General features: G+C 69.1%; 10 protein-coding genes. 5 read left to right on the top strand and 5 right to left on the bottom strand.

Features of this window, described 5'->3' with window-relative positions; genetic code table 11:
- The first annotated feature begins 21 nt into the window (after nucleotides 1-21).
- The gene (locus tag ON22_RS25655) at nucleotides 22-1392 is read left to right on the top strand and encodes a hypothetical protein (RefSeq protein WP_033246502.1); all 1371 of its coding nucleotides are present in this window, start codon (nucleotides 22-24) and stop codon (nucleotides 1390-1392) included.
- On the opposite strand, the gene ON22_RS25650 is transcribed toward ON22_RS25655, so the two are convergent.
- From ON22_RS25650 to ON22_RS25640, 4 genes are all read right to left on the bottom strand, one after another.
- The gene (locus ON22_RS25650; protein WP_081595836.1) at nucleotides 1349-5617 is read right to left on the bottom strand and encodes an alpha-(1->3)-arabinofuranosyltransferase; all 4269 of its coding nucleotides are present in this window, start codon (nucleotides 5615-5617) and stop codon (nucleotides 1349-1351) included. The two genes, ON22_RS25655 and ON22_RS25650, sit on opposite strands and share 44 nt — an antisense overlap.
- A gap of 68 nt (nucleotides 5618-5685) precedes the next feature.
- Nucleotides 5686-5856, bottom strand: coding sequence for a DUF2613 domain-containing protein (locus ON22_RS35980; RefSeq protein ID WP_081595835.1), 171 nt, complete (start codon nucleotides 5854-5856; stop codon nucleotides 5686-5688).
- 166 nt (nucleotides 5857-6022) lie between these two features.
- Complete coding sequence (locus ON22_RS25645; protein WP_033246501.1) at nucleotides 6023-7114, bottom strand: isochorismate synthase; 1092 nt, start codon at nucleotides 7112-7114, stop codon at nucleotides 6023-6025.
- Between the two features lie 92 nt (nucleotides 7115-7206).
- Nucleotides 7207-7719: a universal stress protein gene (locus ON22_RS25640; protein ID WP_051158073.1), complete on the bottom strand. Its 513-nt coding sequence runs from the start codon at nucleotides 7717-7719 to the stop codon at nucleotides 7207-7209.
- A gap of 104 nt (nucleotides 7720-7823) precedes the next feature.
- Here ON22_RS25640 and ON22_RS25635 point away from each other — a divergent pair, with 104 nt between their 5' ends.
- The 3 genes from ON22_RS25635 to ON22_RS25625 all read left to right on the top strand — a co-directional run bounded on the left by ON22_RS25635 (nucleotide 7824) and on the right by ON22_RS25625 (nucleotide 11105).
- Nucleotides 7824-8990: a glycoside hydrolase family 3 N-terminal domain-containing protein gene (locus ON22_RS25635; RefSeq protein ID WP_033246500.1), complete on the top strand. Its 1167-nt coding sequence runs from the start codon at nucleotides 7824-7826 to the stop codon at nucleotides 8988-8990.
- A gap of 206 nt (nucleotides 8991-9196) precedes the next feature.
- The gene (locus ON22_RS25630) at nucleotides 9197-9814 is read left to right on the top strand and encodes a TetR/AcrR family transcriptional regulator (protein ID WP_033246499.1); all 618 of its coding nucleotides are present in this window, start codon (nucleotides 9197-9199) and stop codon (nucleotides 9812-9814) included.
- 109 nt (nucleotides 9815-9923) lie between these two features.
- Nucleotides 9924-11105, top strand: coding sequence for a DUF5685 family protein (locus tag ON22_RS25625; protein ID WP_033246698.1), 1182 nt, complete (start codon nucleotides 9924-9926; stop codon nucleotides 11103-11105).
- A gap of 11 nt (nucleotides 11106-11116) precedes the next feature.
- On the opposite strand, the gene ON22_RS25620 is transcribed toward ON22_RS25625, so the two are convergent.
- Nucleotides 11117-12271: an acyltransferase family protein gene (locus ON22_RS25620; protein ID WP_033246697.1), complete on the bottom strand. Its 1155-nt coding sequence runs from the start codon at nucleotides 12269-12271 to the stop codon at nucleotides 11117-11119.
- A gap of 292 nt (nucleotides 12272-12563) precedes the next feature.
- On the opposite strand from ON22_RS25620, the gene pgfA reads away from it, so the two are divergent.
- Nucleotides 12564-13742: a cell envelope lipid trafficking protein PgfA gene (pgfA, locus tag ON22_RS25615; RefSeq protein ID WP_033246498.1), complete on the top strand. Its 1179-nt coding sequence runs from the start codon at nucleotides 12564-12566 to the stop codon at nucleotides 13740-13742.
- Nucleotides 13743-13960 lie beyond the last annotated feature (218 nt).

The following is a 13960-nucleotide window of genomic DNA, read 5'->3' as shown; positions in this document are numbered from 1 at the left end:
GCGGGTGGGAGACTTGCCCGCGTGCAGTTCGTTCGCCGTCTTCCCGCCGTGGCGGACATGACCCTGGTCACGGCGGGTGCGATGACCGCGAATATCGCGAGTTATCTGCTCCAGTTGCTGGCCGGGCGCTGGCTCGGTGTGGCCGGGTACAGCGAATTCGCCAGCCTGCTCGCCGTCCAGCTGCTGTGCGCGGTTCCGGCGCTGGCCTTGCAGAATGTAGTGGCCCGCGAACTCGTGCACGGATCCGATATCGCGGCGCTGCGCGCGCTGCGCTGGCGGTGTGCGGTCCTCGTGGCGGCCGCGGCGGTGGTGCTGGTTCCGGTAGTGAGTGTGCTGTTGGACGTGGGGGTCGCGGCGGCCGCGGCCGCGCTCGGTTCGGCGCCTGCCCTGGTGGTTCTGGCGGGTGAGCAGGGGGTGCTGCAGGGACAGAAACGGTTCCGCGGATTGGCGATGGTGCTGGGGGTGACCGGTATCGCGAAGGTTGTTCCGGCGCTGGTGGTACTGGCCGTGGGCGGCGGTGCCACGGCAGCGTTGTGGGCAGCGGCCGGTGGTGTTGCCGCGGCGGCCGGGTACGGGCGGATTGTCGCCGGTGCGGCACACGTGGACGCGCCCGGAAACCACGGTGCGGGACGTGGAGCGGAAGTGCCCGGCGATTCCGCGTTTCCGGGGACTTCGCGGGGCGTGGACTCCGAGCTGACCGGCCCACCGGGCGGCGTACGGCCGAAGCAGGCAGGCCCCGGCGGGTCGACACCCGAATCGGCCGGGTCCGGCGACGCCGCGAAACCGGGATTGGCCGATGTGGCCGCGGTGCTGCGGGCGGCGCAGGTGCAGGCGGCGTTGATGGCGTTGTCGTCGGCCGATCTGATCGTGGTCCGGATGGTGCTCGAGGAACCCGATGCCAGCCGGTACGCGCTGGGCACCATTGCTACCAAGATCGCGTTCTGGCTACCGCAGGCAGTGGGTGTGGTGTTGTATCCGCGGATGGCGCAGCCCGCGTCGTCCGGTTCGGCGATACGTTCGGCGCTCGCGGTGCTCGCCGGTATCGGGGTGATCGCGGTGTTCGGTGCGGCGGTGGCGGCTCCGCTGGCGCCGTTGCTGGCCGGTCACGACTACGCCCCGATCCAGGGATTGCTGTGGTTGTTCGCGCTGCACGGCGCGATCCTGGCCGTTCTGCAGGGCGCGCTGCTCTCGGCGATTGCGGTGAACCGGACCGCATCGGCCACGCTGGCCTGGGTGGGATTGGTACTCGAGGTGGTGTTGATGCTGGTCGTGGCGAATTCCGTCACCGGTCTCATCGTGACCGCCGCGCTCGTCGCCGGCGCGACCACCGCGCTGGTGGCGCTGCTGGTCATTCGGGCGGCGGCGCAGCGTCCGGCCGTGACCGCCGCGTAATCGGCGGCAGCGCAGCCAGGCCTACCGCGATCACCGCGATCAGTGCAGGCACCTGCACCCACAGCGAATCACCCATATAGCCGCCCGGCATCCGCCAAGGCCCGGTCGACAGGGCGGCGGCCGATACCGCGGTACCGATTCCGGCGACGGCCGCCAGGGCCCGTCGCGGCAGCCGCGGTACGAACCGCAGTACCGCCAGACCCGCGACCGTGAGCACGGTGGCGGCGGGTCCGGCGATCACCGTGGTCGCGGCCGTCAGTGCCAGTGCGCCGACTGTCCACGGTGTGCGCCACACCGGTACCGGGATCGCCGGATCGCCGCGGGGTCCGCGCGGAACGGCAAGGGTGAGCAGCGGTATCAGCAGCAACAGGCCACCGAAGATCGCAACCCGGTACCAGGTGTCGATCGGGAACGACACCGTCACCGGTCCGGCGGTGCCCGCGGGTAGCAGCCACCCCTGCTGCCAGCCGTTCACCACGATGGGGTCGAGTTCCTGCCCGTCGGCGGTGTGGGCCCGCCAGCCGATATTCGTGCTGAGCGGAAGTGTGAGCAGCTGGGTACCACTGTCGGCGACGGGCGGTGCGGGCGGCGTGCCGGACAGGCGCAATCGGTCGACGAAGAACAGTTCGGTCGGCGCGACCAGTACATCGACCTCACCCGCCGGAAGTGAAACCGGCTGGGCCGCACCGGGATCTGCCCCCAGTACCGGCGGAGCGGCGGGGTCCGGACAGGTCTGTGCGGGAATCGGTGCGCCGGAACGTAATTCCCCGGCGGTGGCGGTGATACTGGTGTGCACCAGACGGCCACCGACTGCGACGGTCGGCCCGGCTTCGCAGCCGACGGTGACGATCCGGTCGTCCGGTGCGGGTGGCGGATACTGCGGGCCCAGGACGTTCACCTCGGCCAGCCCGGCGGGCTGGGCCTGGTGGTAGCCCAGAGCTGTCCGGTCCAGAACCGATTCCCAGCTGCGGATACTCAGTTCGATCCGATCGGTCACCGTGGGGTGCAGGTCGATCCGGGAAATCTCGTCCGGGTCGTCGAGTTCGCGGACCTGCGGCCCGTTGCCGAGGTTCACCGCCACGGAGGTCGGGGCGGCGGGCAGCCCGCCGAGCGAGGGGGTCAGTTCGAGCCCGGTCACCAGGGTGGGTTCGGGGAGTTCGACGGTCAGCGTCGGTTTCGGGCCGCGGGTATCGCGGGCGGTCTCTTCGGGAGCCGTCCAGCTGGTGCGCGGATCGCCGTCGGTGGCGGCGAAGGCGGATCCGCGGAGATCGCCGACATCGGAGGCACCCCGCGCCACCGGTCGCGCGGGATCCGTCAGCAGCGCTTCCAGCGCGGGGCCCTGCCGTGGCCGGACCGTGAGCCGGGGATCGACCGTCACCGGCGCGGGCACCGAAAGGGTGCGGCTGAATGCGCCCATCTCCTCCGGGGCCAGCGCCAGTCCCTTTCCGCAGCGAACACGGTCGGGCGCGTCGAAACAGGCGCTGCGGCCGGGGAATTCCTGCCCGAGGTCCCAGCCGGTCACCGTGGTGTCCGGCGGTGGTTCCGGAAGTACTGTGCGGTGCCGGATGTCGACCGGGACCGGAAGTTCGGGTACCGAGTAGTCCTCGACCGCCAGTTCGCTGATCCCGAACTGACCACCCGTACTGCCGCGTTCGGTCGAGCGCGCCGTGATCTTCACCCAGTCCGTCGAACCCACCGGCAACGGCACCGAAACCGGCTCCCCGGGTTTGCCGATCCGGGCGGAGACACTGCCGTTGTCGGTGCGCACCTCCACCCATTTCACCGGGTCGCCGATGGCGGCGGGAGTGCTGGTGAAACGCAGCAGCCCGGAATTGAACGGTTCGTCCATATCGAGCCGCAACCATTGGCCGACAGCGTATTCCCCCGCGTTACTGATCCAGGCGGTAGTGGGGTCGCCGTCGACGATCGCCGCGGTCGAATTACCCGGCGCGGCGCCACCGATCTGGGTGGCATCGGCGGCCGAACTGGATGCGGTGACGGTGGCCCCGGTCCAGTCGCCGCGAACCGGTTCGGCACCCGGGACCGCGTAATCCGGTACGAGGTTGTGCGTGCGACGGGCGTCGCCGGGGGCGCGCACCGCCGAGTTGTGGTTATCGACCTTCCCGAAATCGGTTTCCCGGTCCATCGGGGTATCGGTCACGGTAACCGGGCCCGCCGGCAGGCCCGCGGCGGCGGCGTCGGCGGCGAGCAGGGTCGGTTCGTGCGAGGTCGCGGGATCGCGGTGGAGTCGCTCCAGGACTTCCGGCGCGCCCTGCACCCTCGGGACCGAGGCCAGTGGAACGGTGTACGCCCCGGGGAATTCGGCGGGCGCGCCGGTACCGCTGCGTACCTCGGCGGGGGTGCCCGGCGCCGGAGTTTCGACGCGATAGATCTCCACCGCCGGGTACTCCGGCCGCAGATCGGCGTCGACCACGAATTCTTCGTTACCGGACCCGTGTTCGATCGGCTCACCGAATTCCGCGACCTTACGCAGCCCCGGCGAGCCCTCCACCGCGCTGTGCGCCAGCAGCGGCCGGGTGGACCGCGAGGTATCCGGATCCAAATCGTTGCGCAGCACCAGTATCCCGATGCCCTGTCCGCGCAGCGCGGGCGCCAGGCCGTCCGAGGGCCGGCCGTCGGCGATGAGGCGCTGCACCGAATCCATGGCGCGGATGGTTCCCGGAGGATTCAACGGGACCGCGTCCCGCACCGCCCAGGGGGTCTCGGCCAGCGCCTGCAGAGGTTCGTCCCTGGTCAGGCCCCAAACCTGACTGCCGAAAGGCGCGCCCGGCACCACCAGTGCCCGGGTGTCGGCGGCGTTGTCGCGTAACCAGTCGGCGGTCTGCTGCCAGTAGCCGGGCACCTCGTCGTAGGCACCACGTGGCGCGAGTTTGCCGGTCCAGGCCAACGAGGTGGACAGTGCGAGCGCGGCCAGGATCAGCATCGCCACCGCGACCCGGCGGTCGCGGTGCGGGTTGGCGAACGCAGTGCGCCACTGCCCGGTGCGCACCGAACCGGGTAGCGGCACCCGGGCCAGCAGTTGCGCGAGACCCAGCACCAGCGGCAGCCGGATCAGCGGCTCCAGTTTGTGTACGTTCCGCAGCGGTGCGCCGCCGGAATCGAGGAAGATGCGGACGGATTCGGCGAACGGCCCGCCGAGCTGGCCCACATAACCCGCGCAGATACCGGTGAGACCCACACACAGGATGAGCACCAGCCGCCCGCGCCCGGGCATCGAGCGCATCGCCAGGCCCGCCATCCCCGCGGCGGCGAGCAGGCCGGTGGCCAGAACCGCGGCGGGCTGGGTGACCAGTACCGCGCCCGCAATCCGCTCCGGTGAGACGAACGGGGTCCAGCTGTCGGTGCCGCGCAGCACTTCCCCCAGCGACGCCCACTGTGTGGTGACCCCGGACGATTCGATGTAGTCGAGGAACGGCGGGCTCACCCGGCCGAGCAGCAGTAGCGGCACCGCCCACCACGCGACCGCGAGCACCAGCAGCGGTACCCAGGCCAGGGTGAACCGCCACCAGGCCCGGTTGGGCCGGTAACCGGCCCACCACAGCAGCGCGGGCAGGAAGGCCGCCACCGTCGCGACCGCGTTCACCGCACCCATCAGCGCCAGGGCCAGCGCACTTCCTGCCGGAGACCGCGCTCCGCCGTGCCGGCGCCGCCGGTAGGCCGTACCGAGGGCCGCGGGTGCGAGCAGTACCCACGGCGCCAGCATCATCGGCAGGGTTTCGGAGGAGATGGATCCGAGGGTGGTGAGCACCCGCGGGGACAGCGCGTACGTGGCGGCGGCGATGATCCGCGCTCCGCGCCCGCCGATACCGAGCGTTTCGCAGAGCTTGACAACACCCCAGAACCCGGCGAGCAGCAGCAGCGCCCACCAGATCCGCTGGGTTACCCAGGCGGGAATCGAGAGGAGATCACCCAGCGCGAAGAACGCGCCGTGCGGGAAGAAGTAGCCGTAGGCCTGGTTCTGGACCTGCCCCATCGGGGCCTGGCTGCTCCACATATGCGCGGCTCGGCCCAGGAAGCCGAGTGGATTTTCGGCCAGGTCGTATTTGGTGTCGGCGACGGTGAGCCCGGGGGCCTGCAGGAAGGTGAGCAGGAAGGCGATAACGGCCGATCCGGCGAACCAGCGCGGTCCCAGCCGGTCGGCGGCTTCCGGCGCGCTACCGGTTTCCGCGCGCGGCGAGGCTGCGGTTTCGGACTGCTCGGGCACCGTGGGTCAGGCGTTCGGCGTCCCCGCCGCGAGTACCGGGCGGGGACGTGGCGGGGACGGTAGGGGTGTCAGCGCTTGCCGTATTCGACGCTGTTGAGCAGCGAACTGTCCGCGTTACCGCTGCGGTCCACTTCGGGGCGGGTGTTCTGCTGTACTGCGGCGGTGATGGCGAAGACCGCGATCGCGCCCAGCAGGGCACCGCCCACCGCACTCGCAACACCGGGGACAGCAAACTTCATCGCAGCACTCCAAACTAGATGCAGGCAGTATCCGGGCCAACCTAGCAGTAACGCGCCGGTCCGGAAACGTACAGTCCGGCGATTCACCCTACTGGGTGCCCGCGGCCGGTGGTGACTGCCAGGCCTGTTCCGCCGGGGAGAACCTGCCACCGTGCGATCCGCGCCCTCACCCGCGCGCCTGCGGAATGTTCAGCGCGCCGAGCAGAGTGTGCAGTTTGCTCGTCGTCTCGTCGAGTTCGGCCTGTGGATCCGAGGCCGCGACGATTCCGCCGCCCGCCCAGGCTCGCAGGGAAAGCCTGTCGGCCGATAGTCGCGCACTGCGGATCGCGACCACCCAGCACCCGTCACCGCGCGAATCGCACCAACCGACCGCACCGCCGTAGAATCCGCGGTCCTCCTCGTGAGTGGTGATGTATTCGAGCGCTTGGGCGGTGGGAGTGCCGCAGACCGCCGGCGTCGGATGCAGGAGCAGCGCGAGTTCCAGGGCACTGGGCGCCGGATCCCGCAGCACACCGTGGATCGGGGTACCCAGATGCCATACATCGCGCGTGCTGACCAGTTGCGCGCGTGGCGGCACGGTGAGCCGGGCGCAGACCGGGGTGAGCCGTTCGGTGATCCAGTCGACGACGAACGCGTGCTCGGACCGGTTCTTCGTACTGGCCGCCAGCCGCTGCGCCTGGGCGTTGTCCGCTCCGGGATCGGACAGCCGCGGCAGCGTTCCGGCCAGCGGATACACGGTGACCGACGACCCGGCGCGCTGGACCAGCGTCTCCGGGCTCGCACCCACCAGGGTCGCGCCGGTGTCTCCGGCAGGGGTGAGGTCGACCGTGAAAACATTCGCGCGCGGATGCCTGGTGAGTAGATAGGCGGCGAGGGTCTGCGGGTCGAGCGCGGTATCCGCCGCGGCCGGCACCGACCGCGCGGCCACCACTTTGCGCAGCGGCTGTTCCGGATCGGCGAGGATGCCGACCAGCCGCGCGACCCGTTCGCGATGCTCGTCCGGGGAGGGCTGCTCGCTCACCACGCGTATGCGGGGGAGTTCCGGCAGCGCAGCCGGTCGCCACGGGCCCGCGATATGCGCGAACTTCTCGGGCTCGACCAGCGCGGCCGGGCGGCGCGGGTCGAACGGGAGCGCGCCGGTGATCGCCGCGGTACCACCGTGCAGGGCGTCGACCGCCTGCCACGGATCGGGGAACGCGGTGCGCACACCTTCCGCGCGGACCACGCTGTCGGGTCGTGCCAGCAGGAACCCGGTCATGGTCCGACCGTAACCCCCTCGACGGGGTCCGACCTCGTGACCACACCGAGGTCCCGATCTCGTGCAGCGGTGAACCGGTGGGCTTTGGATCGTCAGGTTTCGGTGCGCCGGCTGTGCCCGTTGCCCAACGTGCGCACCTGCGGCACCGGTGGCACCAGGAAGACCGGTCGATGACAGTGCTTGAGCACCGCGTCCGCCACACTGCTGTGCACCAGGGCGCGCAGCCCGGTGGCGCCGCGGGTGCCGGCGACGACGATATCGACATCGAGTTCGTCGGCGACCTCGACGATCGCATGCCAGATACTGCCGGTGGATTCCTGGGTGCGGGCCTCGGCGTTCAATCCCGCCAGCCCCGCGAGGTGCACACCTTCGGCATTGATCTCGCGGGCCGTCGTATAGGCGATATCTTCCATTTCCTCATCGGGCACCCATTCCGGCTGCACCATCCCGGATATTCCCGATATACGGGCGGCCTGCCGGACCATCGGCTCCCAGGCGGTGAGCACCACCGCCCTGTTCGCGGTGAGGAAGCGCCCGGCGTATTCGATCGCGCGTTTGGCGTGTTCGGACCCGTCGTAGGCGATGAGCATCAGATCGCAGGGCATGGCGACCTCCGAGGCGGAGCCGGCGAGCAGATGATTCCAGATTACCGCTGTCCCGAAACCGAGCCGAGCTTTTACCTACGTGGCGCGCGGGATACCGTTCAACGATGCGGAAGTTGCCGTTCGTCCTGCTCGCGGTGCTCGCGATGATCCTGACCGCCTGTGCCGGCGGCGACGGTGGCGGCACCGGAACGCCCACGCCGGGGGAGCGCTCCCCGGAGGGCGGGACGAGTGCCGCGCCCGCACCCACCACGACCCCGGAGGATTGTGCCGCCGAGTACCTCGGTCAGTTCACCACCCGGGAGAAATTGGCGCAGCTGCTCACCGTCGGGGTCACCGGTACCGAGGACGCGTTGTCGGTGGTGCGCGACCATCAGGTCGGCGGGATCTTCGTCGGTAGCTGGACCGATCTGTCGATCTTGACCAGCGGTGAACTCGAACAGGTACGGGCCGCAGCGAAGGTGCCGCTGATGGTCACCACCGACGAGGAGGGTGGCCGGGTATCGCGGCTGGCGAGCCTGATCGGTACCGCGCCGTCGGCCCGGGAGACCGCGGAGACGATGACGCCCGATCAGTTCTACAACGCCACCCTCGACCGCGCCCGCGCCATGCGTGACCTGGGGATCACCGTCGATTTCGCGCCCGATATCGATGTGAGTTCGCAGCCCGACGATTCGGTGATCGGCGACCGCTCCTTCTCCGACGATCCGGCTGTGGTCACCGAATACGCCGATGCCTATATCCGGGCCATGCATGAGGTGGGTCTGGGTACGGTGCTCAAGCATTTCCCCGGCCACGGCGCCGGTACCGGCGATTCGCATCTGGGCGCGGTCGAGGTGGCGCCGCTGGAGCAGCTGGTGGCCCGTGATCTGGTGCCGTTCCGGGAGCTGATCGACAGCGATTCGGCGGTGATGGTCGGGCATCTGGATGTTCCCGGTCTGACCACTCCCGGTGTGCCCGCCAGTATCAGCCCGGAGGTCATGAGCCTGCTGCGGGAAGGTTCCGGTTACGGCGCGGCCCCGTTCGACGGCGTGATCTTCACCGACGACCTCAGCGGTATGGCGGCGATCACCGACCGCATGTCCATCCCGGAGGCGGTCGAGGCCACCCTGGTGGCCGGTGCCGACAACGCCCTGTGGATCAGCACCGATGCCGTGGGACAGGTGCTGGACCACCTGGAGGAGGCGGTTGCCGCGGGCCGGCTGCCCATGGACCGGGTGGACGAGTCGGTGTTGCGGATGGCCGATTACAAGCAGATCCCGCGCGCCTGCTGATTTCCGGGGGAGGGTCGCGCGGTCCGCGCCGCTGTCCGGTGTACGCGTCGCCGGTGACCGCTATCCGAGTACAGTGCTGACCTTCGCCCGGAATTCCGGGACCGTCTCCGATCCGCGAGCGGCGCACCTGCGCCGCCGGGGTGGTTTCCGGGCCCGGTCAACTTACTTTGGAGTAATATAAAGGGTTCGATGCGGTAGGAGACGTAATGGCGGGCGGTACGAAAAGACTTCCGAGAGCGGTGCGCGAGCAGCAGATGCTCGATGCCGCTGTCGAAGTCTTCTCGCGCAAAGGCTTCCACGAAACCTCCATGGACGCCATCGCCGCCGAGGCCGAGATCTCCAAACCGATGCTGTACCTCTACTACGGCTCCAAGGACGAATTGTTCCGTGCCTGCATCCAGCGCGAGGGTATGCGGTTCCTGGAGTCGGTCGCCCCGGCCGGTAACCCGCTGCTCAGCCCGCACGAACAATTGCGCACCGCGCTCGAGGGGTTCCTCGGTTTCGTCGATACCCACCGCAATTCCTGGCAGGTCCTCTACCGGCAGGCGCTCGGTCAGCAGGCCTTCGCCTCGGAGATCGAGAACGCCCGCCAGCGGGTTATCGAACTCACCGCGAAACTGCTGGAATCCAGCGCCAAGCACGCCGAACCCGGTACCAACTTCGATATCGTCGCGGTCGCCGTGATCGGCGCGGGGGAGGCGATCGCCGATACGGTCGCCGGCGGCGGGATCGATGTGGCCGAGGCAGTAGATCTACTGGATGCACTGGCCTGGCGCGGTCTGTCCGGCCGTAAACCCGATTCCGCCGCCGAATCGGGCGATTAGTCCGAATTCCCCGGCGGCCGTGGTTTTCTGCGGCTTGCGGCCGATCCCGGCGCTCCGTAATTTCGGGTCAGCGGTCGTTGCGGAGGACGACGTCCGCGGGGAGGGCGAGGTGTTCGGGTTATTGCGGCCGTGCCGGCACGGCGCAGCGAAGTACGGTATCGATCCAGGTCTTTGGCAGTCCCATATGTGTGGTCTGTGCCTGGGGCTGCGCGACGGTGGTGGACAGATCGCCCGGGCCGCCACCAATACCGATGCGATAGTGCTGAGTCTGCTGACCGAAGCGCAGGCCGAAATCCCGGCACCCCGGCGCACCGCAGGTCCTTGTCCGCTACGCGGAATGCGGACGGCACGGGTACCGGTCGGTACTTCGGCCCCGGTCCGGCTCGCCGCTACGGCATCGCTGCTGCTGGGCTCGGCCAAGGTGGGTGACCATATCGTCGATGGTGATCTCCGGGTCCGGCTGCACCGGCCGATGCGCCGCATCGCGACCGGCTGGTCGGCCGGTGCAAACGCGCATGCCGCGGGGATCGGCCTGGATATCGAGCCGCTGGTCGCGGCGATCGAGGCGCAGGCGGGTACCGAGAAACGGATCGCCGCCGCATCCGGCCCGTTCGATACCCTCGACCTGGACGAACTGACCGTGGCCAGCCGGCGCTGTGCCGCGGAATTCTTCGCTCATACAGCTGTACTGGCCGGCCGCCCGGACAATACCGAGCCGCTGCGCGCGGCGGGTGCGGAGTTCGGCCGGATCGCCCATCTCACCGACGCCCTCACCGACTACACCGCCGACGCCGCCGCGCACCGGTTCAACCCGCTGGCCGCCACCGCGACCCCACCCGCAGAGGCCTACGACCTGGTCCGCGAATCGGACCGTGCACTACGTGAATCGCTGCGCTCTGCGGGACTGACCAGAGTGCCCGCACTGCGCTGGGCGCTACTGGACCCGCTGGCCGCGGCCGTGCGCCGCCTCGGAGCCGCCGTCGCCACTCCGGTCGGCGCATCCGCCGGCGATACCGCGGGAGCGTGTAACTCTCTCGAACACGATGCTTCCGCGCCACCTCGGCGTCCCGGCGCCGGCGAGGCGATCCAGTTGCTGCTCACTCAGTACTGCACCGGCTACGCGTGCTGCGCCGACCACACCAATCCCTGCAATGGTGAACGGCGGAAGTCCTGGGCTTCCCGGGGGTGTGATTGCGGTAGCTGCTGTGACTGTGCCGGCTGCTGCCGGGATTGCGGTCGTTGCGGCGGTGGCGACGGCTGCTGCTGTGAGTGCTGCGACTGCTCCTGCTGACCCGGCGGAACTCAGCGCCGCCGGTCGAAGTGCCGGGCCCACTGCCGGCAGGGTTCCTCCACCAGCGCGTGACTCGCCGCGGCGATCGGCAGCGTGAACGCCGCCGTGAGCACCAGGACCTTCACGAAGTCGCCGTGGAAGGGCAGGATCCCGAAAACCGGGAAGATCACCGACAGCACGGCCAGATGCCAGATGAAGATGCCGTAGGACCAGCGGCCGACCGTTGCCGCGGGGGCCGAGGTGAGCCAGCGGCGGCTTTTATCCGCCGGGCCGAGGACCAGCGGCGCGAGCAGCGCGAAACCGATCACCGTGCCGAGACCCATTTTGGCCGCGTACTGCCACGGTTCGGCCCGGGTCAACCCGGCGACCCCGCCGAGGTCGGTGGCCGAGAGCGCGAACGTCACGCCGGCGATCGCCCACATCAGCCGCTGATTGCCGAGGATCCGCCGCCATCTCGCCCGCTGCTCGTCGCAGAGCAGTTCGGCCAGCAGCATGCCGCCGGCGAACCACGGTATGTAGGCGGGTAGCCAGTTGTCGGCGTGGATGCCGCCCGGGGTCGGCACCGGAATGAAGTTCCAGCCCAGGAACACCAGACCGAGTAACAGCACGGCCGGTACCCGCGCGGCCGCCGTGCGTCCGCGCAGGCCGTGCAGGAGCCAAGCCAGCAGCGGCAGCACCAGATAAAAGGCCACCTCCACCGACAGGCTCCACATCTGGGTGAGCCCATCGGTCAGCGTGAGCGGAATGAAAACCTGCAGGAGCAGCAGGTTGGACAACCACACCTGCACGCCGGCAGTGCCCGCGGCCGCCGGGACCAGGATCAGCACCGCACACACCACGATCCAATAGGCGGGCACGATGCGGGCGACCCGGTGGCGCAGGTAGTAACCGAGAGTGGGGGCGTTGCCGAGACCGCGGGCCGCCGATGCGTGCGGCCGCCACAGCAGGAAGCCCGACAGCGCGAAGAACACCGCGACCGCCATATCGAAACGTTCCAGCAGCCGGCCGAGAACGGGTATCGCGGTGGCGCCGGTCTGGAACGCCACATGGGTGACCAGCACCCCGAGGGCCGCCAGCCCGCGCATACCCTCCAGCGCGGGGAGAAAGGAACGCTGCTGGGCGGCGGCCGGTGGCGCCGTGGTCGGCCCGGGTCCGGAAGCCCCCATGACAGCGGCCGGTGCCCCGTCGGCGGCGGCCGGTCCGATGTGGCCGATATCGGGCTGAGCTCCGGGTTCGGTGGTCGGGGTGGTGGTCATCGGCTCCCAGTCTGCCCGTCCGCCCGCGCCGTGGGGAAGGCGGTATTTCACAATGCGCGCTAAACTCCTGCCGATTTGGGTCCGATTCCGGCCTCGCCAATGCCCACGAAACGCCGTGGCTGTTAGTGTCAGGGCTCACGAGTGCCGCGGCGCCCCGCTGTACCCGCGGAACGACCTGTGTTCTACGACGAGGAGACATTGCATGGCACTGAGTGCCGGAACCAGAAGGACGGTTGCCTGCGTGCTCGTGGGTCTCGGCGCGTTGCTGATCGTTGCCGCGCTGATGATCCCTACCTACACCATCGGCAAAATGGCGAAGACTCCCCTCGATCTCGAGATCACTACCGTCGCGGTCAACCAGCCGGACCAGGAGAGCCTGGTCCTGGACTCGACTTCGCTGACCGAAGAAGGGCGCAGCGCCGAGGTCAACGAGAACGTTCCGCTCGTCTCCCAGCGTTTCCTCACCATCGAAGACCCCTCCGATGCCGATCAGATGACGATCCAGGCCGGTAACACCTTGCGCCGGATCGACAAGCGGGGCGATACCGGTGTGCTGTCGGCCTACGTCGACCGCGTCACCATCGATCGCAAGACCGGTGAGCCGGTGTCCACCGATCCCAACGGGTCGATCGCGATGGCAACCAACAGCAAGGGCGAGAGTATCGCCGAACCGGTCCACCGCACCGGCCTGCAGTACCGGTTCCCGATCGGCACCGAGAAGAAGACCTACCCGTACTTCGACGTCTATGCCGAGACCAGCACCGATATGGAGTTCGTGGAAGAGACCGAGATCAACGGCACCACGGTCTACCACTTCCGGCAGAACGTCCCGCCGACCGATCTGTCCAAGGTCTCCAACCTGCCCACCAACAAGCTGAGCCTGCCGGCCGCGAAGTGGGGCCTCGAGGGCGGCGATGAGCCGATCACCATGTCGCGCTTCTACAGCAACGTCCGCGATCTGTGGGTCGAGCCGCAGACCGGCACCGTCGTCAAGGGCGGCGAGCAGCTCAACATCTTCTACGCGCGCTCCGCCGACAAGCCCGAGGTGCCCGCGCTCAAATCGCATCTGGTGTTCGACACCGATACCGTCGAAGCCCAGCTCGCGATCGCGAAGGACAATATCGACCAGCTCTCGCTGTTCGGCCGTATCCTGCCGATCGTCCTCGGTGTCCTCGGCGTCATCGCGCTGATCGCCGGCATCCTGCTCGGCGTCATGGGCGGCGGTTCCGGCCGCCCGGCCCGTGCCGGTGGCCCCTCGGGTAGCCGTCCCGGCGGCCCGGCTCCGGCTCCCGCCGGCTCGGATGCGCCGACCACCACCCTGCCGCGTAGCAGTGGTGCGGACGCACCGACGGAGACCATCAAGATGCCGAAGGATCTCTGACCCTCGGCTGAAACGGTCGCCCGAACAGAGTCGACGAAAAGCTCCCCGGACCTGTGGTCCGGGGAGCTTTTTCGGTAGCTGGACGAAGCTGTGTCGACGGCAGTGTGCACTTCGATCACCCGGAACGACGCGATCCCGCCCCGGGACAGATACCAGCCGAGGTCCTTGGACAGGGCCCGCCGGCATCGCGTACCTCTCATCGACCGAACGACAGAATC

Source organism: Nocardia carnea NBRC 14403 (assembly GCF_000308515.1).
Taxonomy (GTDB): domain Bacteria; phylum Actinomycetota; class Actinomycetes; order Mycobacteriales; family Mycobacteriaceae; genus Nocardia; species Nocardia carnea.
This window is presented reverse-complemented; position numbering and strand designations above follow the sequence as displayed.

Bases quoted from the DNA above. Each gene is read 5' to 3' on its own strand.
- ON22_RS35980 (WP_081595835.1), bottom strand. From the start codon at position 5,856: ATGAAGTTTGCTGTCCCCGGTGTTGCGAGTGCGGTGGGCGGTGCCCTG.
- ON22_RS25645 (WP_033246501.1), bottom strand. From the start codon at position 7,114: ATGACCGGGTTCCTGCTGGCACGACCCGACAGCGTGGTCCGCGCGGAA.
- ON22_RS25640 (WP_051158073.1), bottom strand. From the start codon at position 7,719: ATGCCCTGCGATCTGATGCTCATCGCCTACGACGGGTCCGAACACGCC.
- ON22_RS25635 (WP_033246500.1), top strand. From the start codon at position 7,824: ATGCGGAAGTTGCCGTTCGTCCTGCTCGCGGTGCTCGCGATGATCCTG.
- ON22_RS25630 (WP_033246499.1), top strand. From the start codon at position 9,197: ATGGCGGGCGGTACGAAAAGACTTCCGAGAGCGGTGCGCGAGCAGCAG.
- ON22_RS25620 (WP_033246697.1), bottom strand. From the start codon at position 12,271: ATGGGGGCTTCCGGACCCGGGCCGACCACGGCGCCACCGGCCGCCGCC.
- pgfA (WP_033246498.1), top strand. From the start codon at position 12,564: ATGGCACTGAGTGCCGGAACCAGAAGGACGGTTGCCTGCGTGCTCGTG.